The organism is Kribbella sp. VKM Ac-2571 (genome assembly GCF_004362255.1).
GTDB lineage: Bacteria > Actinomycetota > Actinomycetes > Propionibacteriales > Kribbellaceae > Kribbella > Kribbella pratensis.
This window is the reverse complement of record NZ_SNWS01000028.1, coordinates 1-24880: the sequence shown is the minus strand read 5'-3', so window position 1 is coordinate 24880 and position 24880 is coordinate 1. Positions and strand designations below refer to the sequence as shown.

Below are 24880 nucleotides of genomic sequence, written 5' to 3'. Positions count from 1 at the left end.
AGCCTTCCTTACGAGGTGGGGCGGAGTCGCTGCAGCGCGGCGGCGGCAACGATCACCAGGCCCTTGATCAGGAGCTGGATGTTGGAGTCGATGTTGTTCAGGGCAAGGATGTTGTTCAGTACGCCGAGCAGCAGCGCACCCGCTACCGTTCCGGCGACCGAACCACGGCCGCCCGCCAGGCTGGTGCCGCCGATCACCACCGCGGCGATCGCGTCCAGCTCGTAACCGATGCCGTCGTTCGGGCTGCCCTGGTTGAGCTGGACGGCGTGCACGATGCCGGCCAGCGAGGCGAGCAGTCCGCAGATCGCGAACACCGCGATCTTGACCCGGACCACGGGTACGCCGGACAACCGCGCGGCCTTCTCGTTGCCGCCGACGGCGTACAGGTGCCGGGAGAACGCGCTGACGCGGAGGAACACCACGGCGGCGATCGCGACCACCGCGAAGATGATCACCGGGATCGGTACCAGGCCGCCGAAGGTGCGTTCACCGAGCAGCGCGAACGAGGTCGGCGCCTCCTTCGGACCGTCGCCGTACGCGATCGCGACACCCTGGCCGCCCGACCAGATCCGGGCCAGGCCGCGTGCTATCTGCAGGCCCGCGAGCGTGACGATGAACGACTGGATCCCGATCATCGCGGTCGCGACCCCTTGCAGGGCACCGAAGACCAGGCCGATCGCCAGCACCAGCACGACCGATGGCAGGAAGCCCCAATCGTTCTCGACCATCAAGACGGCGGATCCGACCGCGGCGAGCCCGAGCACCGCGCCGACCGAGAGATCGATTCCGCCGATCAGGATCACGAACGTCATCCCGACCGCGATGATCCCGATCTCGGACACTGCGCGGACCACGTTCGCCAGGTTGTCCGCGCTGACGAACAGGATCGCGCCGTTCTTGCGCGGCGAGAAGATGATCGCGGCGACGAAGACCGCGATCAGCCCGAACACGCTCTGGAACCGGAACAGCGTGGCGGCCACCCCGCCGGACGACTGGGCCACCGGGGTCGCCGCCCCGACAGTCCCGTCCGGGATCTTGTCCTGTACGTCGGTCACTGCGCTCCTCCGGAACCGTCGAAAGCCTCTTCAAACACTTCGCCCTGTCCCATCGCGGCGGCCAGCAGTTCGCCTTCGCCGGAGTCCGCCGTACTGAACGACGCGACGTCGCGGCCGTCCCGCAGTACGACGACGCGGTCGCAGACCCCGACGAGTTCGGGAAGCTCGGACGAGGCCAGCAGTACGCCGAGGCCCTGCGCCGCGAGGTCACCGAGCAACCGGTAGATCTCGGCCTTCGCGCCGACATCGACGCCGCGCGTTGGCTCGTCGAGGAGCAGCAGCTTGGGCTCGGTGAGCAGCATCCGGCCGAACACGACCTTCTGCTGGTTCCCGCCGGACAACGTGCCGACCTCGTCCTGCAGGCGGCCGAACTTCAGCCGCAGCCGATCGGCCATCCTGGTTGACGCCGCACGCTCCATCCGGCGCGCGATCACCCCGAGCCGGCCGTACGACGGGAGACTCGAGACGACCGTGTTGGCGAGGATCGAGTGGAACAGCACAAGCCCCGACGCGCGCCGGTCCTCCGGAACGAATCCGATGCCGTGGGCCAGCGCCTGACGCGGTCCGCGCGGACGGATCGGCTTGCCCTGCAGGAGAATCCGGCCCGTGCGGGTGCCGGCGGGCGCGACGCCGTACAGGGTCTCGAGGAGCTCGGTGCGGCCCGCTCCGAGCAGGCCGGCCAGGCCGACGATCTCGCCGGAGCGGACGGTCAGCGAGATCCCGCCGGGATCACGGCGGCCCGGGCGTGGGCGGCGGGCCTTGAGGCTCAGGTTCTCGACCCGGAGCAGTTCGTCGCCGGTGTCGGTGTCGGGGGTCGTGAACATGGTCTGCACCGGGCGCCCCACCATCGCCTCGACGACTTCCGCCGTACTGAGTTTGCGCGGGTCGAAGCTGGTGACGATCTTGCCGTTGCGGAGGACGGTCGCGCGGTCGGCGACCTTCGCGATCTCCTCCATCCGGTGCGAGATGTAGACGATGCCGACGCCGCTGCTCCGGAGTTCGCGGATCACGTCGAAGAGCCGCTCGACCTCGGAGCTGGTCAGCGCGGAGGTCGGCTCGTCCATGATCAGCACCCGCGCGTCGAGCGAGATGGCCTTCGCGATCGTGACGAGTTGCTGCTCGCCGACGCGGAGCTCACCGACCGGCCGGCGCGGGTCGAGGCTGACACCGCTGCGGTCGAGGAGCTCGCGGGCCTCGCGTTCCATCCGGCGGCGGTCGACTGTGCGCAGCGTCGTCCGTAGTTCGCGGCCGAGGAAGATGTTGTCCGCGACCGACAGGCCGGGGACCAGGTCGAGTTCCTGGTGGATCATCGCGATCCCCGCGGCCTGCGCGTCGGTCGGGCCGCTGAACCGCACCGGGGTGCCGTTGATCGCGATGCTGCCCGCGTACTCCGTCACGTCGCCGGAGAGGATCTTCATCAGTGTGCTCTTGCCGGCGCCGTTCTCGCCCAGCAGGGCATGCACCTCCCCGGCGCCGAGCACGAAGTCCACCTCGTGACACGCCTGCACCCCGCCGTACCGCTTCCCGATCGCAGCCATCCTGACAAGGTCGGCCATCACATCTCCGATCGGGCGAGTAATCGATTTCCCGGACGCTAGACCGCGCCCCTCCGACCCGTCAACCCCTCACCGGGTCAACGGCAAGAACCGTGACCCAGCTTCGGTGCCGAACGGGTGGGAGGGGCAGCTGTTCGATCTGGATGGAAAGGTGATGGAAAGGTGTCAGCTGCCCGAGACGCTCACCTTCGTGAAGAGCGGGCGGCCGCTCGGGGGCATCACGAAGCCCTGGACGCGGGAACGGACGGCGGAGTTGGAGGCCAGTTCGGCGGGGAAGATCCCGACGGCGTCGTCCCAGATCGTCTGACCGGCCTGCTGGTAGAGCTTGGGACGGGCAGCTTGGTCGACCGACGAGCGGGCCTCGAGCAGGAGCTTGTCGAGCGCCGGGTTGCAGTAGCCGTTGCGCTTGGCGGTGCACACGTACAGGCGGGCCAGTGTGTAGTCGGCGTCACCAGTGCCGGTCACGTTGGTCTGCAGGTTCATGTCCCAGTTCAGCTTGCCGAAGTCCTCGAGCCACTGCGCGCGTTCCTTCTCCAGCGGCTTGACCGTGACGCCGATCTTCGCCCAGTCCGAGATCATCGCCTGCGCCAGCGCCCGGATGTTCGGCCCGCCTTCGAGCGGCCATTGCATCGACGTGGTGAACCCGTTCGGGTAGCCGGCCTCGGTCAGCAACTGCTTCGCCTTCGCCGGGTCATAGGTGTACGGCGAGAGCTTGGACGCACCGATGACACCTTGGGCCAGCGGCGCCTGCGCGACGGATGCGAGATCGCCGAAGAGGTCCTTCACGGTGCCTTCGAGGTTGAGCGCGTGCCACATCGCCTGCCGGACCCGCTTGTCGTTGAACGGTTTCCGGTTGGAGTTGAACCAGTCGAAGTAGTACGTCCAACTCGGCGTCGTCTCGTACTTGATCTGCTCGCTGCCCTTGACCGAGCCGACCTGGTCCGGCGGGATCTGCGTCAGGACGTCGACCTCGCCGTTCTCCAGCCCGGTGATCCGCCCGGCGACCTCCGGGATGTTCACGAACTCGAGCTTGCTCAGCTTCGGCGCGCCGTCCCAGTACGTCGGGTTCGCGGCCAGCTCGAGCTTCTCGTCGGGCTTGAACGAGGAGACCGTGAACGGTCCCGTCCCGATCGGCTTGGCGAAGAACCCGTCGGTGTTGATCTTGTCCGCCGGCCCGATGAACAGCAGCGTCAGCGAGCTCAGCAACGTGCCGAGCGGCTTGCTGGTCTTCACCGTGACGGTCTGGTCGTCGGTGGCCGCGAACGACGTCACCGTCGAATAGAGCGGTACGAGCGGACCGTCGAGCTTCTTGTGCCGTTCGTAGGACGCCACCACGTCCTTCGCGGTGAACGGCGTACCGTCGGAGAACTTCACGCCGGAGCGGAGTTTGAACACCCACGTGTTCGGGTCCGGGTTCTCCCACGAGGTGGCCAGGACCGGGACGATCTTGCCGTCGTCGACGCGGACCAGCGGCTCCATGATCTGCTGGATCGCGGTCTGCACGGCCTCCTCGCCTGCGTACTTGTGGGTGTCCAGCGACACCGGGAACATCGCCGGCGCGTACCGCAGGACCTGTTCACCGCTGCTCGGTTCACTGGCCGGCGAGCACGCGGCCACACCTAGGGTGACGGCGACCAGCGCCGCCACGAATCGCTTCCTCAACACAGGGGTTCTCCTCAGAGCGTGTAGGTGGCGACGACCGGGTAGTGGTCGGAGGGGGCGCGGCCGTCGTGGAAGAAGTCGACGACCTCGCTGGACCGGGCGGCGAGCGGGCCGCGGGCGAAGATCCAGTCGATCGCCTTGGGTGGTGAGGCGAGCGGTGACAGCCGGGTCCGGATCGGACCGGTCGCGACCGTCGGCACGACCGGATGGGTCACCGGTGAGTGCCGGCCGAGGGCGGTGAAGCTGTCCAGGAATCCGGCGTTCCCGAGCTCCCACTGCGGTGGGCCGATGTCGTTGATGTCGACGGTGAACAGGCAGGCGCCGTCGCCGGCCAACCGTTCGAGGGCCTCCCCGATCGCGCGGGCCTGGGCGATCCGGCGGTTGACGTGATCGGTCCGCTCGTCTTCGTGGCCGGGCCAGGTGAGGTGCGCCGTACTGAAGATCAGCTCGGTGTCGTCGGGCGTGCGCAGCCGGACCCAGAACAGGCGCGCGTCGGGCGAGAGGATGCCGACGTCCTCGGCCCCGTGCTCGACGTACATGAACAGGTCACGTCGCCACCACAGGTTGCTCTGGGTCTCCCAGCCCGCGGTCCCGTCGATGCGGTCGTGGTCGGGCAGGACGTCGTCGAGGAGCTTGCGAGTCGCCGGCCGGAGCTCTTGTACGGCGAGCAGGTCCGGCGGCCGCGTCGTGAAGAGGCTCGCGATCGCGTCCCGGCGCTGGTCGAGATAGAACTCGGACCACAGGTTGTAGGTCATCGCGACGAAGGTGAAAGTCATCGGTCCATCCCGGTAGGCACGTTGTACGCCGTGAGTCCGTCGAGCCGGAGCGTGGTGAGCGAGCAGTTCCCCGGCGGATCCAGCACCATCTCGTCCCCCGCCGGCAGCCCGAGCGCCGACGCCGCCGCTACGCGAATCGGCCCGCCGTGCGTCACCACCAGCACTCGCCGTACGCCGGACCTCGTGATGGCCTGCGCCGCCTCCCACACGCGTGCTCGCAACTGTCGGAAGGTCTCGCCGCCGCCGCGAGCAACGTCCTCACCACGCGCGAAGGCCTCGACGACGTCCGGCTCCTCGGCAGCGATGTCCGCGATCATCCGCCCGCCCCACGTCCCGACGTCGATCTCTCGCCACCGCCTGTCGACGCGGATCTCGAGGTGATCCTGGCTGTCCAGGTAGGGCTGCAACGTCTCCGTCACCCGTTGCAGGTCGCTCGCGACAATCGCGTCGAACTCGAACGACTGCAGGTACTCCGCAGCCTGCTTCGCCTGCTGCCGGCCGAGTGCACTCAGCCCCGTACCTTGCTGACCTTGGTAGCGGTGCTCGGCGTTCCACACCGACTCGCCGTGGCGGAGGAGAACCAGTTCGGTCACGAGACAGCTCCTTCCAGTTCGGCGGCGAAGTGGCACGCAGCGGGGTGCAGGTCGAGGCGGGTGGTCAGCTCGGGAACGTCGTGCGCGCAGCGGTCCGTGGCCTTCCAGCAGCGGGTCCGGAAACCGCACCCGGACGGCGGATCCGCAGGCGACGGCACATCGCCGCCGATGATGATCTGCTCGCGGGCCGGCTTGTCCCACGGCTTCGGATCCGGCACCGCGGACAACAGCGCCTGGGTGTACGGGTGCAACGGCCGGGTGAACAGCTCGTCCTGGGATGCGGTCTCGACGATCCGCCCGAGGTACATCACCGCGACGCGGTCGGAGATGTGCCGTACGACGGACAGGTCGTGGGCGATGAACAGGTACGCGAGCCCGAGGTCGCGGCGCAGATCGTCGAGCAGGTTGAGGACCTGTGCCTGCACCGACACGTCCAGTGCGGAGACCGCTTCGTCGCAGATCACCAGCTTCGGGCGGAGCGCGAGCGCGCGGGCGATGCCGATGCGCTGCCGTTGCCCGCCGGAGAACTGGTGCGGGTACCGCTCCGCGTGGTCGGGGTTGAGACCGACCCGCTCGAGCAGGTCGCGGACCTCGGCGCGGTGCCGGTTCCGGGGTACGACATCGGGGTGGATCTGCCAGGCCTCGGCGACGATCTGCTCGACGGTCGCGCGGGGGTTGAGCGACGCGTACGGGTCCTGGAAGATCATCTGCAGCTGCCGACGGACCCGGCGCATGGATGCCTTGGGCAACGAGGTCAGCTCGTCACCGTCGAAGACGATGCTCCCCGACCGCGCCTTCTCCAGTCCGATGACGGTCCGCGCGACGGTCGACTTCCCCGATCCCGACTCCCCTACCAGCCCCAGCGTCCCACCGGCCGGGATGTCGAAGGAGACGCCTGCGACGGCTTGGATCTGCCCGACGGTACGCCGGAGCACAGCCGACCGCATCGGGAACGAGGTCCGCAGATCGCGCACCGACAGCAAGGGAGACTCAGCGGACATCGGTCAGCACTCCTTCCGGGTGGTGGCAGGCGGCTTGGTGGGTGCTAGGGCGGTCGGGCAACTGACGGAGAACGGGCTCGACCTCGGCGCACTGTTCGTCGGCGTACTGGCAGCGCGGGCGGAACGAGCAGCCAGAAGGCAGGGCCAGCAGGTCGGGTGGTGAGCCCTGGATGGGGACGAGGCGGTCGCGCGGGCCATCGAGCTCGGGGATCGATGCCATCAGGCCGGAGGTGTACGGGTGGCCGCTGTGTTCGTAGACCTCGCGCAGCGGGCCGGTCTCGACGACGCGTCCGGCGTACATCAGGATCACGCGGTCGGCCACGCCGGCGACGACGCCGAGGTCGTGGGTGATCAGGACGAGCGACATGCCCTCCTCGGCCTGCAGCCGGGCAAGGAGGTCCATGATCTGCGCCTGGACCGTGACGTCCAGCGCGGTCGTCGGCTCGTCCGCGATCAGCAGCCGCGGTGACAACGCGAGCGCCATGGCGATCATCACCCGCTGCCGCATCCCGCCGGAGAACTGGTGCGGATAGTCGTCCAGCCGCTTGGAGGCGGCCGGGATCCCGACCCGCTTCATCAGGTCCAGCGCGGCGGCCCGTGCCTCCCGGCGAGAGGCGCCACGATGCCGGCGGAACATCTCGCCGATCTGCGCACCGACCCGGAACACCGGGTTCAGCGAGCTCAACGGGTCCTGGAAGACCATCGCGATCTCCCGCCCGCGCAGGCCTTTCGCGACACCCGGTGCGAGCAGGTCGCGGTCGTCGTACGTGATCGATCCGCCGCACACCCGGCCGGCCGGTTTCGGCACGATCCCCATCACGGCCTGTGCGGTGACGCTCTTGCCGCTGCCCGATTCCCCGAGCAGGGCGACGGTTTCACCGGCGCCGACCTCGAACGACGCCCCGTCGACGGCCGTCACCACGCCACCAGAGGTGGCGAACTCGACCCGCAGGTCGCGCACACTCAACATCGACCGGGGTGGTGGGGTGGGAGATGCAACTTGCGCAGCCATCACAGACTCCTCAAGCGTGGGTCGTAGCGGTCGCGGAGGGCGTCGCCGAGTACGCCGAGCGAGATCACCAGGAACGCCAGCGCGATGCCCGGGATCGTCGAGATCCACCACGCGTCGGCGAGGTAGTTGCGCCCGTTCGCGATCGTCACACCCCAACTGGGTGTCGAAGCCGGCGTACCGAGACCGAGGAAGCTCAGCGACGCCTCGGCCAGGATCACATGACCGATCTCGACCGTCGCCACGACCAGCACCGGCGCGACACAGGCCGGCAGCACGCACCGGGTGATCAGCCGCCAGGTCCCGGCGCCCAGGGTCCGCGAAGCGTCGACGAACTCCCGCCGCCGCGTCGCCAGCGCCTGCCCGCGAGCGACCCGCGCGAACGTCACCCAGTTCGCCACCGCGAGCACGATCACCACGTTCACCACCGACGGGCCGAGTAGCGCGGCGATGAAGATCGCCAGCAGAATCGACGGGAACGCCAACTGGATGTCCGCGAGGCGCATCAGTACGCCGTCCAGCCAGCCGCCGAAATACCCGGCGGCAAGACCGATGGTCACTCCAATGGTCCCGGCCAGCACCAGCGTCGCGAGACCGACCGCGATCGAGATCCTTGCCCCTTGCAACATCTGCGCGAACAGGTCCTGCCCGACCTGGTCGGTGCCGAAGATCGCGAACGACCCGTCGGACAACCGGGTGAACGGCGGCTTCAGCCGGTCCGCGGTCCGGGTGTCGACCGGGTTGTACCGGAACAGCCACGGCCCGATCGCCGCGGCCACGACGTACACCGCGATCACCGCGAGCCCGAACCGGATCCGAGCCGAGCCGGCCCGGGTACGACGGCGCGCGGCCACCGGGGCCGCCAAAGAAATCCCTGCATCGCCGGCTTCGCTCGGGGTGGGGAAGGAAGTCATCGTTCAGTCACCAGCCAGACGGACCCGCGGGTCCAGGAAGCCGTACAAGAGGTCCACGAGCAGATTGATCAGCACGAAGATCGTCGCCACCAGCAAGATCGAGGCCTGGACGACGCCGTAGTCGCGGCGCCCGATCGAGTCGATCAGCAACCGCCCGACACCCGGCCAGGCGAACACCGTCTCGACGATCACCGTGCCGCCCAGCAGCGCCCCGAACTGCAGGCCGACGACCGTCACGATCGGGATCAGCGCGTTCCGCATCGCGTGCACGAGGACGACGGTCCCCTCGCCGAGACCCTTCGCGCGCGCGGTCTGCACGTAGCCCTCGTGCACGACCTCGAGCAGTCCGCTGCGTGTCAGCCGCACCAGGATCGCCAGGAACGGCAACGCGAGCGTGATCGTCGGCAGCACCAAATGCGCCCAGGACCCTGAGCCCGCACTCGGCAGCACCTTCAGCCCGCGGGCGAACACCAGGATCAGCACGATCCCCAGCCAGAACGAGGGTGTCGACTGGCCCATCAGCGAGAACACCGAGATCGCCCGGTCCACCCAGCTGTGCGCCCGCAATGCCGCGACCACACCGAGCGGCAGACCGATCAGCAACGACAGCAGCAGCGCGGTCGTCGCCAGCTGGATCGTGGCCGGAACCCGTTGCAGTACAAGGCTCATCGAGTCCGCGTTCAGCCGGAAGGACTCGCCGAAGTCCAGATGCACGACGTTCGCCAGGTACGTCGCGTACTGCTGGATCAGCGACTGGTCGAGCCCGAGTTGCGCCCGCAACGCCGCCACCTGTGCCTGGTCCGCATCGGGCCCGAGCATGATGTACGCCGGGTCGCCGGGTACGAGCCGCAGTACGACGAAGATGATCGTGACCGCGCCCCACAACACGAAGAGCGAGAAGAACAACCGCCGGACGACGTACGCCCCCATCAGACGCCGCTCCGCAGTACGGAGACCACGCGCCGGACCTCGTCGACAGACCCGGGCTGGACGAGTTCGGCGCCGAGCGCGCCGGCGCATGAGCCGTCGGGTCCCCGCACCGGCACGGCGACCATCCGCGGGAGCGAGGCGACCGGCCGGGAGTTGTGCGCGAAGCCCGACACCCGGATGCGCTGCAGCGTGTCGAGGAGATCGGGCGTGCCCGTCACCTGGTCGGCGGGAAGCGCCGACAAGTAGGCCCGGCCGAGAGCGCTGCGATGCAGCGAAACGGCGTGGCCCGGCTGAACGCGGAGCCCGCCGGACGACGCCGAGGTGCTGCTCGCCCCGCCCTGCGGCCGAGCGCCACGCACTCCGCCGTGCGTGCCGGCGCCCGCGACTGCTGCTACCTGCAGCACCGTTCCGCCGGTCTTCGGTAGCGGCTTCGCCAGCACGACCAGCCGACCGAGGCGGTCGCCGAGGTCGGTCAGCGTGTGTTCGGGACCCACACGGCGCTGCGTCGTCAGGCGGAGCGCGGCGAGGCCGTCGCGGGCCGTGTAGCGGTGGTCGTCGACGCGGTCGGCCAGGCCGTGGGCGCAGAACGTGGCGAGGATGCGGTGCACGGTGCTCTTGTGCAGACCGACGGTGACGGCCAGCTCGGTCACGCCGTACGCGCGGTCCTCGCGGTTGAGCTCAGCCAGGACGGTGAGGGCACGGCTCAGCGACTGCATTGGTGCCTCCCGGCGGAATCAAAGGGAAGCTGCCGTGAACGTTAACGGTAGCGTTAATGCACCGTAGAAGTGTGTGATTTACGTGTCAATAGACCGCCGTTGCTGAGGATGAAACGGCCCGTTGACGGTCAATTCCCGTGAACGTTAACTTCACAGAACATCCACCTAACCCGCCCTGGGAGGCACTGCGTGACGACATCCGACGTGCGCGCCGCGCTACTGTCCGCCGATCCCCGGCTGTCCAAGTTCTCGCCGTTGCCGCGGATCCTGGCCTTCGACGAGTTCGACAGCGGGACGCACGGCTGGACCGAGCTGCTCGGCAACTACAACGGCCGCGGCGACCTCAGCACGGTCGACGACCACATGCGCGACTTCCGGCCGCCGCAGCTGTCGGCCTGCAACTTCTTCGACATCGGTACGCACGGAGCGCTCAGCGGCACGTACGCGCTGAAGCTCGCGACCCGCCCGTACAAGGGTCACACCGCGGTCGCGATCCGCCGGCTCACGATGAGCGGCCGCGGCCTCGTCCAGCTCGAGACGTACTTCGCCTTCAAGTCCGAGGCAACCCTCGGGGGCGGCGCCGAGCTGGACAACTTCGGCGACGTCCAGTGGGACGGCAACACGCACCCGTCCGAGGCGCAGTTCGGTGCGTTCACGGTCGCCACCGACCTGTGCGGTGACGGCGGTCTGCGCTACCACACGGTCGCGCGCTACCAGAACACCGACCTGGACAACCACTTCACCCGGCAGTGGATGGCGCCGACCGTCCCCGAGCCGACGCCGCGCGAGCACTTCGAGGGCAAGGTGAAGCTGGAGTACGCCGCCGACTTCACCGCGCCGAACCCGGAGGACTGGCAGGCGTTCGGCGAGCCGCAGGAGCTCTGCTACAACGAGGTCCCGACCAAGGTGAACTGGCACTACCTGCGCTGGCTGATCGACACCGACAAGCGGCGCAACGTGGAGCTGCAGGTCAACGACCGGGTGATGGACATGCGCGACGTACCGGTTCCGCCGTACGAGGAACGCTACGAGACGCTCGAGAACCTGCTGAACTTCTACTTCTCGGTCCGCACGCACAGCTCGGTGCGCAACTTCCTCTTCCTCGACTCCGTCCTCATCTCGGTTGATTGGTAGGCCCATGCGACAGTCCATGACGGCGGTGCTGGAACGCGACACGACGTTCGACACCCGCTTCGCGACCGAGCCCTACGAGGTCGCCTGGGCCGGTGAGGCGCGCTGGTTCGTGCAGCACGTCGGCGGCGACGGTACGGCGACGTACGTCACCCAGGTCTCCCCCGACGGGCTCACCTGGTGCGACCTGGACGACCTGGAACATGTGGTCGAGCCCGGCGCACTGGTGAGCTGGCCGGCCACCGGCTTCGGCCACTGGCTGCGGCTTCGCGCTAAGGTCGAAGGCTCGGTGCAGGTACGGATCCACCTGGCCGTGAAGGCGTAAGAGAGGTTCGGATGACGGAGGGCCCACGGCCGCGGCCGACGTTGCGAGACATCGCGACGGCACTCGGCCTGTCGGTGAACACCGTGTCGCGCGCGCTCGGCGACAAGGACAGCGTCAGCGCGAGCACGCGGGCCGCTGTCCAGGCCGAGGCCGCGCGGATCGGGTACGTCCCGAACACGCTGGCGCGGTCACTGGTATTGGGCTCCGCGATGACACTGGGCCTCGTCATCACCAACCCCTCGAACCCGTTCTACGCGCAGCTGATCAGCAGCATCGAGCTCCGGGTCCGCGCCCAGGGGTATTCGTTGCTGTTGCTCGTCACAGACGAGAGCGTGGAGAACGAGCAGCGCGCCACCGAGGCGTTGCTGCGCTCCGCGGTCGACGGCGCCGTGGTCGTACCGGTGCAGGCCGAGTGGGACCACTGGCGCCGCGTCCGGGACAGCGGGATCCCGCTGGTATTCGTCAACCGTGACGTGCCCGAGCTCGACTGCGACATGGTCGGGGTCGACTACGAACGCGGGTCGTACGAGGCCACCAGCCACCTGATCGCGGGCGGTGCACGCCGACTGCTCCTGCTGGAAGAAGACCTGCCGATCACCACCACGGCGGACCGGATCACCGGCTTCCGCCGCGCCATGGCCGACGGCGGGCTCGATGTCTCCGACGACCTGATCCGCACGGTCCCGACGCGACGGTACGACTCGTTGGCGCTGCCCTGGCAGCCGGAGGAGGCGTACCGGTTCGCGCAGTCGCTCGCCCTGCCGGACGCGATCGTCACCGGCAACGACTATTTCGCGCTCGGTCTGCTCCGGATCCTCGCCGAACGCGGCCTGCAGGTCCCGCGCGACGTGGCGATCACCGGGTACGGCGACCACCCCTACGCGGCGTACCTGCAGACGCCTCTCACCAGTGTCCGGCTACCGGCCGCCGAGGTCGGTACGACGGCGGTAGATCTGCTCCTGCAACGGCTGAAGCGGGATGCGAACGAGCGCCCGCGCAAGACGCTGATCCGTCCCGAGCTGGTGGTTCGCGCGTCTACTCGGACTCCAGCCAGGCTCTGACCGACTCGTTGTGTTCGCCGAGCCGCGGCGGTGGGAGGTTGGTCTCGCGCGCGCCGGCGTACTGGTTGTCGTCGAAGCGCAACGGCGGGCCGGGGAGCTGGATGGTGCCGAGGGTCGGGTGCTCGACGTCGATCAGCAGGCCTTGTGAGCGGGTCTGCTCCCAGTCGTACACCTGCTGGAAGTCGCGGACCTTGCCGGCCGGGATCCCCTTGTCCGCAAGGCGTTGCAGCCACACGTCGGCGCGATCGACGGCAAACGCGCTCTCGATCGCGGCCGTCAGTTCGTCGCGGTGTGCGACCCGCTGGGAATTCGTGGCGAAGCGCTCGTCGGCCGGGTCGAGTCCCACGATCGGCGCGAACGACCGCCAGAGGCCTTCGCTGCCGACCGCGACCTGCACGATGTCGTCCTGGGTCCGATAGAGCCCGTACGGCGCGATCTGCGCGTGATGATTGCCGACGCGTTCGGGCAACTCGTGGGCGACCGTCCACTTCGTGCCGTGGAACGCGTGCACGCCGACGACCGAGGCGAGCAGGCTGGTCCGGACGACCCGGCCCTTGCCGGTGATCGATCGCTCGTGGAGCGCGGCCAGGGCGCCGTACGCGCCGTACATCCCGGCCAGCAGGTCGGCGATCGGGGCACCGACCTTCGTCGGCTCGCTCTCGCCGGTGATGCTCATGAGGCCGCCTTCACCCTGGGCGATCTGGTCGTACCCGGCGCGGCCGCCCTCCGGGCCGTCGTGCCCGAACCCGGTGATCGACAGGATCACCAGGCCGGGGTTGAGCTCGTGCAGCCGGTCAACTCCGAACCCGAGCCGGTCCAGCACCCCTGGCCGGAAGTTCTCGATCAGGACGTCGGCCTTGCGGACCAGCTTGGTCAGGAACTCCTTGCCCTCGTCCGACTTCAGGTCGGCGGTCACCGACTCCTTGTTGCGGTTCGCCGAGAGGTAGTACGTCGACTCGCCGTCCACGAACGGCGGACCCCAGCCGCGGCTGTCGTCGCCGCCGTTCGGCGTCTCGACCTTGATCACCCGCGCCCCGAGATCCCCCAGCATCATCGCCGCATGCGGCCCGGCCAGCGCACGGGTCAGATCCACGACCACGACATCGGAGAGAAGGTTCTGCACGAGGTCGAGCGTAGGCGAGTACGCCGCTGAGGGCCGTGACGCGACTCTCAGGCGGTCACTTTGCGGGCCAGGGACGCGAGCCGATGGGTGACGTCCCTGGGCCGCTCCTGCATGAGCATGTGACCGGCGCCCGGGTAGATCCACAGGCGTGCGCTCGGGAGCTCTGCGGCAATGCGGTTTGCATGCCGTGGCGGGAGGAGGCGGTCGCGGGTGCCGTGCATGATCTCCACAGGCAGTTGGTCGAGCACCTTCAGCGCGTGACCGCGATCGTGCTCCAGCATCGTCTCGAAGAATCCGCCGTACGACGCCCCGGGCACCACGGCCAGGTCCGCCATGAACAGCTCGACCTCGGCCGGGTCCGGTTTCCTGCCGAAGACGACCCGCTGCAGAGCCGGCCGTTGCAGGCCGGCGGCGAGCACCGCCGCCCGGCGCGCGGCACCCGCGACCCGACTACGAGCAGCCAACTCCGCCGCGCGGGCCTCCGCCTCCGCCGCGCGCGCCTGTGCTCGGCGCGCGTCGCGGCGATCGATTCTTTTACCGACCGCGTTCAGCACCCGTGGTGCGATCCGGGTGGCTGCGGGATCGAACCTCGTGGGGAGGCCGAGGGCGCCTTCGGTCAGATGGCCCGAGGTGGTGCTGACGAGGGCCGCCGCGCGGATCCGGGCGCCGAAGAGTTCCGGGTGCCGGTCGGCGGCCGCCATCAGGGTCATGCCACCCATCGAGTGCCCGGCGTACACGACCGGTCCGTCGCCGACGACCTCGTCGAGGACCGTGATCAGGTCGTCGGCCAGCTGATCGAGCCGCGTCGTACCGGCAGGCGCGGGGTCCGAACGACCGTGCCCGCGGTGGTCGTACGTGACGACGCGCACGGCGTCCGGCCCGAGGATCTGCGGCAACCCTTCCACCTGGTTGTGCCAGGAGCGCGTCGAGCACGTCCATCCGTGCACGAGCAGCACTGTCACCGGCGCGTCGGCCGGCCCGGTCATCTCGACGTTCAGCCGTACTCCGTCCGCGGCCGTCACCCCGGACCGCTCCAACTGGATCGTCACGCAATCTCCCGTTCCCGTTCGCCGGCGGCGAGATGAGCCGCCCGCATCCGTCCGCCGCGGGCGCCGCGCCCGACCAGCCAAGCGATCCCGATCATCTCGAGCAGCCCGACGACCGCGAGCAGCGCGTAGCCGGCGTTCCACATCCATCGTGGCACGTCGGTCCGTTCCTCGCGGCGCAGCGTCTGCTGTTCGTTCACGAACTCGACCCTCTGCCCGTTCGACACCTGGATCGCGGGCTTCGCGATCGCCACGTCCTCCGGCGCGTAGACCCAGCTCGCCACCATGTCCCGCGGGCCTTGGTGCAGCCGGATCATCGACTTCCACTTCCCGTACATCGGCAGCGGGTCCGCCGAACGATACGTGCCGTCGGCAACCTTCTGCATCGGGTGATACACCAGCCCGCCGCCCTGCCAGGCGAGCGCCTCGAACCACCGCGCCCGGTCGACATGGGCGGCCGCGTCATCCGGAGACATCGTGATCGTGACGTACGCCGTCGGCTCGGCCCCCGTGGCCACCCGCTCCAACGACACGACCCCCGACACACCCGGATCCGCCGTCCGCGGCACGCAGAAGAACACCGTCGCCACGACCGCAACCAGTCCGGCCGCACCCAGTTGATGGGTACGCCGGACCGCGATCGGGCGGATGTGCTTGATCCCGATCGCGCGCTCCTCGCCGGCCACCTCGGCGTACCGGGTCGCGAGCCAGGCTCCGACCAGGCCGGCGCCGGCTCCGACGATCACGCCGTACCCGATCGCCGACGGCAGCATCGACGACGGCCACGCGATCGGCATCCAGACCTGGCTCCAGGCGTACTCCGCGACCACGCCGACGGTCCCGATCAGGACGCCGGAGACGAGCCCGAGCCGGAAGCGGTTCTTGTTGCCGAGGGCAAACGCCACGACCTCGACCAGCAGCGCCTCGACGATCAGCAACGGGAAATGCCCGACGATCTCACCGAGCGGCTCGGCGACCGCCCACGCGATCCCGCCGCGGATCACCAGGTACACGGCCAATGCGGCGAACGTCGTCCCCGGACCGCGGCGCGCCCGCAGGATCGTGAACGCCATCGCCGAGCCGAACACGATCAGCAGCGGCTGCAGGATCAGCGGGAACTGCGGTACGCCGTAGTTGAACTCGGTGCTGAACAGGTCCCACGCGATCAGCAGCGCGCCGACCGACACGAACTCCTGGAACAGCCGCCGCTTGTTCACACCCATCAGTTGCTCGACCTCGGCGATCGCCAGCAGCCGCGCGAAGATCGAGAAGACCACGCCGCCGATCATCAGCAGGTGCGTCGGCCCCCAGAGCGTGACGTCCTCACCGAACAGCCGGTGCCAGACATCGTCGAGCGGGAAGCCGACCAACGCGAACGTGCCGCAGACCGTGATCAACGCCGCGCTGCATGGAATGCGCCAGCCCTTGGTCAGCTTGATCGTCCTGGCCGGCAGTGGCTTCCGTGCGAGCGCGATCGGCAGTACGCCGGAGACGATCACACCGAGGATCCCGAAGAAGATCGGGTAGTGCGCCGGCGTCCCGAACGGTCCGGTGTCGCGGCCCTTGTCGATGTGCACCGCGATGTCCCACCAGACCCCGAACGCGCAGGCGAGCAGCGATACGGCGTGCAGGTACGGCGTCAGCGCGGCCCATCGGGGGACTCCGTCCAGTCTCCCGATGGTGTCCGCGAACCTACCTACCAGCGTGACGTGGCCGGTGCGTTCGCGCCACAACAGCCCGGCGAGTGCGACGTACAGCAGCCCGACCACGCCGGTGACGATGGCGATCTGGTCGAACGTCGCCGTACCGGTGGTCGCCAGCGGGATGACCATGGGACTCCTTCGGGACACTGCGTCGTTTCCAACACAAGGCATGCGCCATGGGTGATGTTACATCAGCTATGTAACGTGAAGTCTGGAAGACTGTCAAGGGTGGATGCACAGGACGAGGAGCTCACCGTCGACCAGCTCGCCGCCAAGGTGGGCATGACGGTGCGGAACGTACGCGCGTACGCCGGGCGCGGCCTGATCCCGCCGCCGCGGCTGGTCGGCCGGACCGGGTACTACGGCCAGGACCACGTGGCCCGGCTGACGCTGGTCCGCGAGCTGCTCGCCAAGGGGTACACGCTGGCCGCCGTCGAGCGGATGCTGGGCGAACTGCCCGACGGCGCGATGGCGCTCGGTGTCTTCGAAACCCTCGTGAATCCGTGGACCCCGGCCGAACCGGAGGTGCTCGACGAGTTCCAGCTGGCCGAACGGGCCGGCGTACCGCACGATCCCGCGGTGATCGAGCGGCTGGTCGAGCTCGGGATCGCCGAGCGGCTGGACGACGGGCGGCTCCGGATAACGAACTCGGACCTGCTGCGGACCGGCCTCGAGGTGATCAAGCTCGGCGTACCGATGCAGGCGATCTTCGAGATGCTGCCGAAGCTCTTCGCGCAGGCCGACGCGGTCGCCAAGACGTACGTCGAACTGTTCCGCTCGACCGTCTGGCGCGACTTCACCAACGCCGGCATGCCGACGGAGGGATGGCCCGAGATCCAGCGCACCCTCGAGGGCATCATCCCGCTGGCCGGGCAGGCGCTGGTCGCGGCGTTCCGCGAGGCGATGTCCCGCGAGATCGAGATCGTCGCCTACGAAGAGCTCGGACTCGACCCGAAAGCCTTGCCGTCAACCGGCTGAGTCAGGAAGCACTGATGCCAGGTCGGTGTGGACGAAGTCCTTGCCCTTGAACAACAGAGGTTCCCCGGTGTCCTTCGCCAGCGCATAGGCGAAGCAGTCACCGAAGTTGAGGCCGGCAGGATGACCGCTGCCCTTGCCGAAGTCGCGGTACGCCTCACGGGCGGTCCGCGCCTGCCGCTCGGTCACGGGCTCGATCTGAAGGTCGGCAGCTGAGCACAACTCGTCGAAACGCCGGCTGACAACCGGATCCCGCGCGCTGTCCATGACGACGGCAGCTTCCAGGAAGTTCGCGGCGGACATCCGGCGCACGGTCGCACCCTCGATCGCCTCGGCGAAGTCCGCCGCATCCGGTTCGGCCCGCAGGATCGCGATCAGCGCCGAGGTGTCGATGATCATCGGGGCAATCCGTTCTCGTCGTACAGAAGGTCTCCATGGTCAGCGGTTCGCAGGTCTTCCGGCAGACGATGAGCGGTGTCCGCACCGATCGCCAGCAATCGATGCGCAAGTCCCGCACCGCGAAGGCGCCGCACTCGAGCCAAGCGCTCCCGGACCGCGACATCCACCGCCGCCGTCTGAGACTCGCCGGTCAGTCGCGCCAACTCACGCACCAATCCGTGTGTCTCCTCGTTCTTGATGTTCAGACTCACCGATCTACCCTTCTACCCAGACAGCTACACCATTCTACCATCGAGCCGAAGACCGTGGTGTCGTCGGAGATCTGGAAGGCGCATAGTTCGGGGCGGCGTGCGCAGTCGATGTCGTGCAGGGCGGCGGCGGTGTAGGACGTGAGGACCTTGGCGGACGCCGGTCGACAGGTCGAGAGTCGCGACCTCGCCGTACGTGTCCGGGGACGCGTACGTGATCGCGGCGCGGGTGGTCGCACCCCACAGCGTGGTAATCCAGATCCGTTCCTCGTCGGTCAATGCACGACCGGGTCGAGTTCGTGGCTGGGTCTCCGACCGGGCTGCGAGGCGGCCCATGATCAGCGCCTCGCCGTCGGGCATCCAGCTCAGTGCGCGAAGCATGCCCTCGGTCCCGACGCGTCGCCGGGCGTCAGCACGAAAGGTGCCGTGGACAACGAGCTTGTCGGTGCGGGCGTCCTGGAGGCCTGTGCACGCCAACTGGGTTCCGTCCGGGGACCAGACCGGCGAGTGAGCGGACCAGTCGCCGTCGGTGAGGTGCGTTGTCTCACCGGTCGCGACCTCGATCACGAACAGATGCGGCCGGCGATAGCGTTCCCCCGTCGGCGTCGATCGTCCAGATCGCGCGGTGGTACGCGTCGGCATCCTCGTCGACGGTCGTCAACACATAGGCGATCCGGCGGCCGTCCGCCGACATCACCGCCCCGGAGCGCACCGGCACCTGGCACGCCCCGACGGGCTCACCTTGCTTGGGGCTAATCGGCACCTAGCGCCACCCGCCCAATCGGCGCATAGTTACCAGCAGTGTTCGCCGAGGGGGGAAGATGATGCCACAGGAAGAGTACGACGGAGCGCCCGAAGGCGGTGTGCCACTCGCGGCAGCCGTGGAGGCGTTACGCATCGAGTTAACCCAGGCCTTCGCGGCAGGCAAGGGCAAATCGCTGCGCTTCGTCCCTGCCCCGGTGGAGCTGACTCTGCAGGTCGCGATGACCACCGCCGGATCGGTCAAGGCGGGGGTGCGGTGGTGGCTGATCAGCGCGGGTGGCGAGGCGTCACGACAGTCGGTTGCCACGCAGACCGTCAAGCTGACGCTCGACCCCAGACTCTTCGACGCAGACGACAACCCCGTCGATCTCCTCGTCGAGGCCGACGAGTCGTTGCCGGACTCACGCACGGACGACATCCCGCTGGGCGCGCACAACTGAACTGCGTCCCATGCTGTCAACGGATCGGGCGGTGTTGATTCGGTACACCAGGGACGGTCTGCGTCGGCGCGGCTCGGGTTTGCGTATTGCCGCCGACCTCGTGCTGACCGCCGATCACTGCGCTGACGGCACCGACCATCAGCTCGTCTTCGGAGGCACACAGCACGCTGCCGAGGTGGTGGTCAGAAGCCGAACCGAGACTGTGGATGTGGCAATTCTTCGTGGCATCGGGCTTCCCCAAGTCGAACCGATGCAGGTTGCGTTGGTCAACGGCTCGGTGGCGGCACGGATGGACACATGCCAAGCGCTCGGGTTCCCCGTGTGGAAGGACCGCCAGGACGACCAACCGCCCGCGCGGCGGCGACCGACGCTGGCCCAATGTGACGGCTATGTGCCAACAGCGGAAGGGCATGATCCGGGCCGGCCCGTCGGAGCGGCTCCGCTGCTGACCTTCAAGATGACGGGTCCTGCGGTCCAGCAGATCATCACCACGACGGGCGAACTCGACAGATCCGCCAGTCAATGGGCCGGCATGTCGGGAGCGGCTGTCATCGCGGATTCGTCGAGCGTCATCGGGGTCATCCGTAGTCACAACCTTGCCGAGGGCGGCATGTCGCTCAGCATGACCTCGCTCCAAAGCATCCGCGATCTTCCGCCCGATGTAGCGGCGGAGTTCTGGAAGGCGCTCCACGTTACGGACCCGGTTCCATGGTTGCCCGCCAGCTCGGAGGCGGCTCGTCCGTCGAGTCAGCTGGACGACTACCTCAGAGCTGCCGAGAAAGCTGCCCAGAGCCATCCCTATTTCGGTCCACTCTCCCGCGGGCCCTTGCCGCCTCTTCGCGCCGTCTACCTCCGGCAGTTCGTCAGCCGCGGAGCGCACGGGAACGCGGATGATTCCCTGCTCGACGTGAGTGGGCTCAGCCTCGTGCTTGCAACAGAGGTCTTCAAGAGTCCTGAGACCAGCGTGGTGCTCGCCGGTCCCGGAGGTGGCAAGTCCAGCTTGTTGCGCAGCATGCTCGCCGAGGCCGTCGGCAACGTTCGATCAGGACTGAAGGTCCCGGCCTTGCCGGTCATCGTGTCCGCCGCGGATCTCGCCGGACTGGTCACCGATACGCGGCCGGAAGGTCAGCCCCGGCTGACGCTGCCGGCTGCCATCGCCGCCGCGGCCACCGAACAACTCGTCATGTTCGGATTGCAGGAGGAGCTGTCACCTTCCCTGTTCCGCCGACGGCCGCTGTCCGGTGTCCCCTGGCTCGTACTGATCGATGGTCTCGACGAGATCCTGGATGCCTACGTCAGGCTGCAATTGCTGACAACGCTGCGCTCGAACATCAGCGGCAGCATGCACTCGTACAGGTTGGTCGTGACGACCCGGCCGCTGCCCTTTCACGAACTCGACACGCTGGGACCGGACCATTCACGGTTTCAGCTGGCCGGATTCGACCCTGACGACCTTTCGGCTTTTGCCGAACGCTGGTTCCGCGCCGTCGGGTCCGCCGATCCCGAACGCGCGGCCGCGCATTTTCTGCGATTGATCGCTGACCGCAAGCTCACGGACCTGGCGAGCACCCCGCTGGTCGCGACCATGCTCTGCCAACTGCATTCGGAGGCGCCGGACAGCCCGCTCCCGAGAAGCCGTGGCGCCATCTATCGGGAATTCATCGACATGCTCCAGGATCGGGCACAGGCGGGGGGCTCTGGGTCGCGACTGCAGGCACGCGCAAGTCTGCGACGCTACGGCGATCGAACTGTGGCCAGGGCCGACCGGACACTGGATCACCTCCACGACCTGGTCAGGCATATCGCCGCAGCGGAGTACGGCGGAGACCGGCGACACACGATGGACATCGTCGCAACCCATCCGGAGGCCGCTGTACCGCAGGGCATGCCGCACTCGGCCTGGATCGCGTTCCTCGGATCAGCTCTCCGCAGCAGCGGGTTACTCGTCAGCCATGCGGACGGTTACACATTCGCGCACCACACGCTACTCGAGTTCTTCGCCGCCGAGGCCGCCGTCCGCGAGACCGCCGTACCACTTCGACAATACGTCGACGGCGAACGGTCCACCCCCAGCCCGGATGCAGAGTCCTATGTCGGATTCGTCCTGGACGAGCTCATGTTCGCAGGTGGCGCCGGCGCCGAAGCGGCGTGCACGTTTCTCGAGTTGCTCGCGAGCGATCGTGGCTTTCGCGGGAGCCGGTTCGTGGCTGTGCAGTTGCAACTCGGAACACAGGTGCCGCCAGCAGCCACCCAGTCAGCGGTCGAGACGCTGGCCGCCATTGCCCGTGACGACAATCCTGGAGCCGAGCGTGCGGCGGCCATCGACACACTGGCGGACATCGGCGTCCCACGAGCCGGCGAGGTCCTCGAGGATCTCGCGTGCGACGCTTCACGGCCCGCGTATCAACGGATCCATGCGGCAGCGGCGTTGGCTGCGACTGCCCGCCTGCGAGGCCTGCAGTTGCTCGACACCATGGCCCGCGACCCAGCTCTTCACGGAGGCAGTCGGCTGCGAGCCGCCAGTCGGCTCGCGGCGCTGGGCGACGCCCGCGGCGCGGCACGACTGGAGGAGCTCACGACTCACGCGTTGCTCGGCGACCACGTACGCGTTCAGTCAGCCGAGCAACTGGTAAGCATCGGCGATGCCCGCGGAGTGGCATCGCTGGACCGTCTTGCCCTAAACCCCGATGTGGGCGTCGAGGGACGGATCCGGGCTGCCGAGCTGCTGGCCAGACACGGCGATTCGTTAGGGTCGGGTCTGCTGCACGAGGCGACGGCCACCGGCTACCTGAACCGGTCATATCAACGGGCGCGGCGGAAGGACTCGACGGGTTTCAGCGTGCTGGAGGCGATCGCGCGAGATGGGCGAATCGATGGCGCGCTCCGGTTCAAAGCGGCGATGCGACTGGCCGCATTCGAGGATCTGTCCACCGACAGGGTGTTTGTGCATCTCGCCCGGGACAGCGGGCTCGCGCCGGAGTACCGCATGCAGGCAGCTGATCACCTGATTTCCATGGGCAGTCCGAACGGGTTCCAAGTCCTGTTCGAACTCGCACACGGTCGCAAACTCGACCGGGAGCTTCGGACAAACGCCGCCATGCTGCTCCAGCTTCACGGGTGGCGGCCAGGACGAAGGCCCTAGCCGTCGCGAACGAGATCGCCGCCCTGTCCAGGTCACCTTCCCTTACAGCCTGGAAGGGCCACGAGGCGGTCGGAGGGATTCGCCGGCGAGATGTCACCATCGAGGTGGCGCCCGTTCCAAATGCGCCAGACTTGTTGCCTCGCGCATCAGTTCGAGTTTCGGCAGCGCGGCTAGCTCGACGTCCAACTCGGCCAGAGCTCGTCCGCAGGCCTCCCGCCGTACCGCGTCCCCCCGCCGGATGCTCGCCGAGGATGCGGCGACTCAGACACGCCAGAACAGGTTCACCGTGGAGTTCCCCGTGTACTGCGGTCGCGCCGTCCTTAGTCGGCACGGACGTCGGTACAGCGAAGGACAGGCCGCTCAGCGCCCGCGGTACCGCGTGTTCGTACGTCGGGGCGATCGCATTGCGATGGATGCGCAGCACGAACTCGTCGCCGATGTAAATGCCGGTGTTGTTGTGCCATTGCTGAGCGGGCGTACGTCGTACCCCCTAAGTCCCCACTGCTACGGCAGACTGTCCACCCCGCATCTTCCCCTGAGAGAAGCTCAGTCTCCCTTAGGGAAGGTCAGGGGACAGATAGGTAATCCTCCGCATGTGTGAACCGCCCCTCATGCGCGAACGTATAGCTACCAGAACAGACCAGGCAGGGAGGGCCGGCGGCCATGAATCTCCGACTGCATGTCCACCGCGTCCGCTCCGGCGGCTGGTGTGCCGACATCGACGACGACAACGACCGGCAGCCCGACGACCCCTACTGGTGCGTCGACGCGTGGCCGACCCTCGAGTCCGCCCTCGCCGCCGGCTGCGCCCGGCTCGCCGAACTGTCCCGCACGACCGCTCCGTCCCGCGTCAGCGGGTACTACGAACCGGCTCTGGCCGCCTGAACCAACGGGGATCGAGGCCCGGCGAACCGCAGGGGGTTTGCCGGGCCTCACTTGTTCCTTGGGTTCTCTTTCTCAGTGAGGTTTCTCGGTGAGGTCGCGCCGATCGGGAAGATCACCTAGATCGGAGTTCCAGTCGTCCTCGTCGTCGGGGAGGTTCGCTTCGTTGCGGCGGGCGATGCGGACGAAGGCGAGGATCAGCAGGATCGGGCCGAGGACCATCGCGGTCTCGGGGATCCCGCCCAAGTGCAGCGTGATCATTTCGCCGATCATGAGGCCGTCACCAAGGCGATTCCGCCGGCCGTGAACGCGACCATCGCGGCCAGCATCGGGTACTGCGCCCTGCGCAACTGCCGGCGCCGGAACAGCTCGGCAGCGCGATCATGCGCGGACACGACCCCGAGTACGTGTCCGAGCACGATCGCACCGATCTGGACCCCCGCGATCAGGCCGGTCCCGAGGAACGCGTAGTCGATCCGCGTACCGCTCGTCCCGAGCAGGTCCCAGCCGCGCCCGAACGGGTCGGTTGCGAGCAACCAGCCCTCCTGACCCTGGAACATCGCGAACGAGAAGTAGTGCGCGACGGCGTACCCGATCGCGATCGGCACCAGCGAGTGCACGAACGCACCCGGGAGCCCGGCGGGACCAAGTGCGGCTGGTCGGATCTGCGCCGCGCCGGTTGTCCGCGCGGCCAGCAGAAACAGGGACGTCACGATCGCGACCGCGGCGATCAACCCCGACGTGTAAACAGGGATGTGGCTCAGTCCGCCTGCCAGCCGCGTCCACACTGACCAGCGGGAGATCCCGTCGAAGGCCGTCGACCCGAGCAGCAGACACAGCAACCCGACGATTCCCGGCTGCTGCGGCATCGTCGTGAGTCCGGCGAGCGGATTCCGCAGTTCAAGCCGGCCGCTCGCGCCACGGCCGAGCGGGCTCAGTCGGCCGAGCGTCTCGGCGTACACCTCGAAGCTGTCCCCGATCGCGAACCAGGACGGTCCGTAAACGATGCCCGCGGCAACATTCAGGACGGCGTACGTCGTGGTGAAGATCGCGACCACCCGCGGGTCGGAACCTTCCGGGTACACCAGTTCGAGCCAGAGGAAGCCGGCCAGACCGGCCACCGCGGGCCAGTACGCGATCCCGTGCGGGAGGGGCCGGTACGACGTACGCCGTACCAGGCCCGCGATCGTCCGCAACGGGTTCGCCAGCCGCCAGATCGGTCCGCAGAGCAGCGAGAGCGGGATGATGCCGACCCAGATCCACACGTACAGCCAGGTCGGGGCCGGATTCAGGGACGGCTCGGGGTTGCCGAACCACGCGGCCCCGAGCAGGAGTGCTAGTGTCGCGTAAATGATGTTCTTTGACCTGGGGTGGCGTGGTCGAGGATGTCGTCGGCGGTCTTGGTCCAGGTGAAGGGTTGGCAGCGGTCGT

Annotated in this window: 25 protein-coding genes; 7 read left to right on the top strand and 18 right to left on the bottom strand. The window is 68.2% G+C overall.

The features are described from left to right. Positions 1 to 8: 8 nt before the first annotated feature. From EV651_RS39515 to EV651_RS39470, 10 genes are all read right to left on the bottom strand, one after another. On the bottom strand, positions 9 to 1055 hold the full coding sequence (locus tag EV651_RS39515; protein WP_133791080.1) for an ABC transporter permease: 1047 nt from the start codon (positions 1053 to 1055) through the stop codon (positions 9 to 11). Continuing rightward, positions 1052 to 2593, bottom strand: a complete 1542-nt coding sequence (locus tag EV651_RS39510) for a sugar ABC transporter ATP-binding protein (RefSeq protein ID WP_238157505.1) — start codon at positions 2591 to 2593, stop codon at positions 1052 to 1054. Before EV651_RS39510 ends, EV651_RS39515 begins: the two co-directional genes overlap by 4 nt. Before the next feature lie 183 nt (positions 2594 to 2776). Then, complete coding sequence (locus EV651_RS39505; protein WP_133791076.1) at positions 2777 to 4276, bottom strand: ABC transporter substrate-binding protein; 1500 nt, start codon at positions 4274 to 4276, stop codon at positions 2777 to 2779. Between the two features lie 11 nt (positions 4277 to 4287). Beyond that, positions 4288 to 5049, bottom strand: a complete 762-nt coding sequence (locus EV651_RS39500; RefSeq protein WP_133791074.1) for an endonuclease/exonuclease/phosphatase family protein — start codon at positions 5047 to 5049, stop codon at positions 4288 to 4290. Then, positions 5046 to 5642: a histidine phosphatase family protein gene (locus tag EV651_RS39495; RefSeq protein WP_166658942.1), complete on the bottom strand. Its 597-nt coding sequence runs from the start codon at positions 5640 to 5642 to the stop codon at positions 5046 to 5048. Before EV651_RS39495 ends, EV651_RS39500 begins: the two co-directional genes overlap by 4 nt. Continuing rightward, positions 5639 to 6643: an ABC transporter ATP-binding protein gene (locus tag EV651_RS39490; protein WP_133791070.1), complete on the bottom strand. Its 1005-nt coding sequence runs from the start codon at positions 6641 to 6643 to the stop codon at positions 5639 to 5641. The genes EV651_RS39495 and EV651_RS39490 overlap by 4 nt, the downstream gene beginning before the upstream one ends. Beyond that, on the bottom strand, positions 6633 to 7655 hold the full coding sequence (locus EV651_RS39485; protein ID WP_133791068.1) for an ABC transporter ATP-binding protein: 1023 nt from the start codon (positions 7653 to 7655) through the stop codon (positions 6633 to 6635). Before EV651_RS39485 ends, EV651_RS39490 begins: the two co-directional genes overlap by 11 nt. Next, entirely contained in the window at positions 7655 to 8566 is a 912-nt protein-coding gene (locus EV651_RS39480) for an ABC transporter permease (protein ID WP_133791066.1), read from the bottom strand. The genes EV651_RS39485 and EV651_RS39480 overlap by 1 nt, the downstream gene beginning before the upstream one ends. 3 nt (positions 8567 to 8569) lie before the next feature. Beyond that, positions 8570 to 9496: a nickel ABC transporter permease gene (gene nikB, locus EV651_RS39475; RefSeq protein ID WP_133791064.1), complete on the bottom strand. Its 927-nt coding sequence runs from the start codon at positions 9494 to 9496 to the stop codon at positions 8570 to 8572. Continuing rightward, positions 9496 to 10212: a helix-turn-helix domain-containing protein gene (locus EV651_RS39470; protein WP_133791062.1), complete on the bottom strand. Its 717-nt coding sequence runs from the start codon at positions 10210 to 10212 to the stop codon at positions 9496 to 9498. Before EV651_RS39470 ends, nikB begins: the two co-directional genes overlap by 1 nt. Positions 10213 to 10401: 189 nt before the next feature. Between EV651_RS39470 and EV651_RS39465 the strand changes: the two genes are divergently transcribed. The 3 genes from EV651_RS39465 to EV651_RS39455 are packed head-to-tail and all read left to right on the top strand — an operon-like array spanning position 10402 to position 12729. Continuing rightward, positions 10402 to 11346: a DUF6772 family protein gene (locus EV651_RS39465; RefSeq protein ID WP_133791060.1), complete on the top strand. Its 945-nt coding sequence runs from the start codon at positions 10402 to 10404 to the stop codon at positions 11344 to 11346. A 4-nt stretch (positions 11347 to 11350) separates the two neighbouring features. Then, on the top strand, positions 11351 to 11668 hold the full coding sequence (locus tag EV651_RS39460) for a hypothetical protein (protein ID WP_133791058.1): 318 nt from the start codon (positions 11351 to 11353) through the stop codon (positions 11666 to 11668). A gap of 11 nt (positions 11669 to 11679) precedes the next feature. After that, positions 11680 to 12729, top strand: a complete 1050-nt coding sequence (locus EV651_RS39455; RefSeq protein ID WP_133791056.1) for a LacI family DNA-binding transcriptional regulator — start codon at positions 11680 to 11682, stop codon at positions 12727 to 12729. Here EV651_RS39455 and EV651_RS39450 read toward each other — a convergent pair. The 3 genes from EV651_RS39450 to EV651_RS39440 are packed head-to-tail and all read right to left on the bottom strand — an operon-like array spanning position 12704 to position 16730. Continuing rightward, on the bottom strand, positions 12704 to 13852 hold the full coding sequence (locus EV651_RS39450) for a CaiB/BaiF CoA-transferase family protein (RefSeq protein ID WP_133791054.1): 1149 nt from the start codon (positions 13850 to 13852) through the stop codon (positions 12704 to 12706). The two genes, EV651_RS39455 and EV651_RS39450, sit on opposite strands and share 26 nt — an antisense overlap. A gap of 47 nt (positions 13853 to 13899) precedes the next feature. Further along, on the bottom strand, positions 13900 to 14901 hold the full coding sequence (locus EV651_RS39445) for an alpha/beta fold hydrolase (protein ID WP_238157504.1): 1002 nt from the start codon (positions 14899 to 14901) through the stop codon (positions 13900 to 13902). Beyond that, positions 14898 to 16730 carry a hypothetical protein gene (locus EV651_RS39440; RefSeq protein WP_133791052.1) on the bottom strand — a complete coding sequence of 611 codons (1833 nt, stop codon included), beginning with the start codon at positions 16728 to 16730 and terminating at the stop codon, positions 14898 to 14900. Before EV651_RS39440 ends, EV651_RS39445 begins: the two co-directional genes overlap by 4 nt. A gap of 99 nt (positions 16731 to 16829) precedes the next feature. Here EV651_RS39440 and EV651_RS39435 point away from each other — a divergent pair, with 99 nt between their 5' ends. Next, entirely contained in the window at positions 16830 to 17579 is a 750-nt protein-coding gene (locus tag EV651_RS39435; RefSeq protein ID WP_238157503.1) for a MerR family transcriptional regulator, read from the top strand. On the opposite strand, the gene EV651_RS39430 is transcribed toward EV651_RS39435, so the two are convergent. The 3 genes from EV651_RS39430 to EV651_RS39420 all read right to left on the bottom strand — a co-directional run bounded on the left by EV651_RS39430 (position 17568) and on the right by EV651_RS39420 (position 18986). Then, positions 17568 to 17975, bottom strand: coding sequence for a type II toxin-antitoxin system VapC family toxin (locus EV651_RS39430; RefSeq protein WP_133791048.1), 408 nt, complete (start codon positions 17973 to 17975; stop codon positions 17568 to 17570). The genes EV651_RS39435 and EV651_RS39430 overlap by 12 nt on opposite strands. After that, positions 17972 to 18226, bottom strand: a complete 255-nt coding sequence (locus tag EV651_RS39425; RefSeq protein ID WP_133791046.1) for a type II toxin-antitoxin system VapB family antitoxin — start codon at positions 18224 to 18226, stop codon at positions 17972 to 17974. The genes EV651_RS39430 and EV651_RS39425 overlap by 4 nt, the downstream gene beginning before the upstream one ends. 541 nt (positions 18227 to 18767) lie before the next feature. Then, positions 18768 to 18986 carry a hypothetical protein gene (locus tag EV651_RS39420; RefSeq protein ID WP_133791044.1) on the bottom strand — a complete coding sequence of 73 codons (219 nt, stop codon included), beginning with the start codon at positions 18984 to 18986 and terminating at the stop codon, positions 18768 to 18770. Positions 18987 to 19044: 58 nt separating this feature from the next. Here EV651_RS39420 and EV651_RS39415 point away from each other — a divergent pair, with 58 nt between their 5' ends. From EV651_RS39415 to EV651_RS39405, 3 genes are all read left to right on the top strand, one after another. Then, positions 19045 to 19425, top strand: a complete 381-nt coding sequence (locus tag EV651_RS39415) for a trypco2 family protein (RefSeq protein WP_133791042.1) — start codon at positions 19045 to 19047, stop codon at positions 19423 to 19425. Positions 19426 to 19456: 31 nt separating this feature from the next. Next, positions 19457 to 22567 (top strand): NACHT domain-containing NTPase, encoded by a 3111-nt coding sequence (locus tag EV651_RS39410; RefSeq protein WP_166658941.1) that lies wholly within the window; start codon positions 19457 to 19459, stop codon positions 22565 to 22567. Positions 22568 to 23230: 663 nt separating this feature from the next. Next, the gene (locus EV651_RS39405) at positions 23231 to 23452 is read left to right on the top strand and encodes a hypothetical protein (RefSeq protein WP_133791038.1); all 222 of its coding nucleotides are present in this window, start codon (positions 23231 to 23233) and stop codon (positions 23450 to 23452) included. A 72-nt stretch (positions 23453 to 23524) separates the two neighbouring features. Here the strand turns inward: EV651_RS39405 and EV651_RS39400 are convergent, their stop codons facing one another. After that, positions 23525 to 23710, bottom strand: coding sequence for a hypothetical protein (locus tag EV651_RS39400; RefSeq protein ID WP_133791036.1), 186 nt, complete (start codon positions 23708 to 23710; stop codon positions 23525 to 23527). Between the two features lie 8 nt (positions 23711 to 23718). Then, on the bottom strand, positions 23719 to 24880 hold a 1162-nt coding region (locus EV651_RS39395; protein ID WP_238157502.1), incomplete at its 5' end, for a hypothetical protein.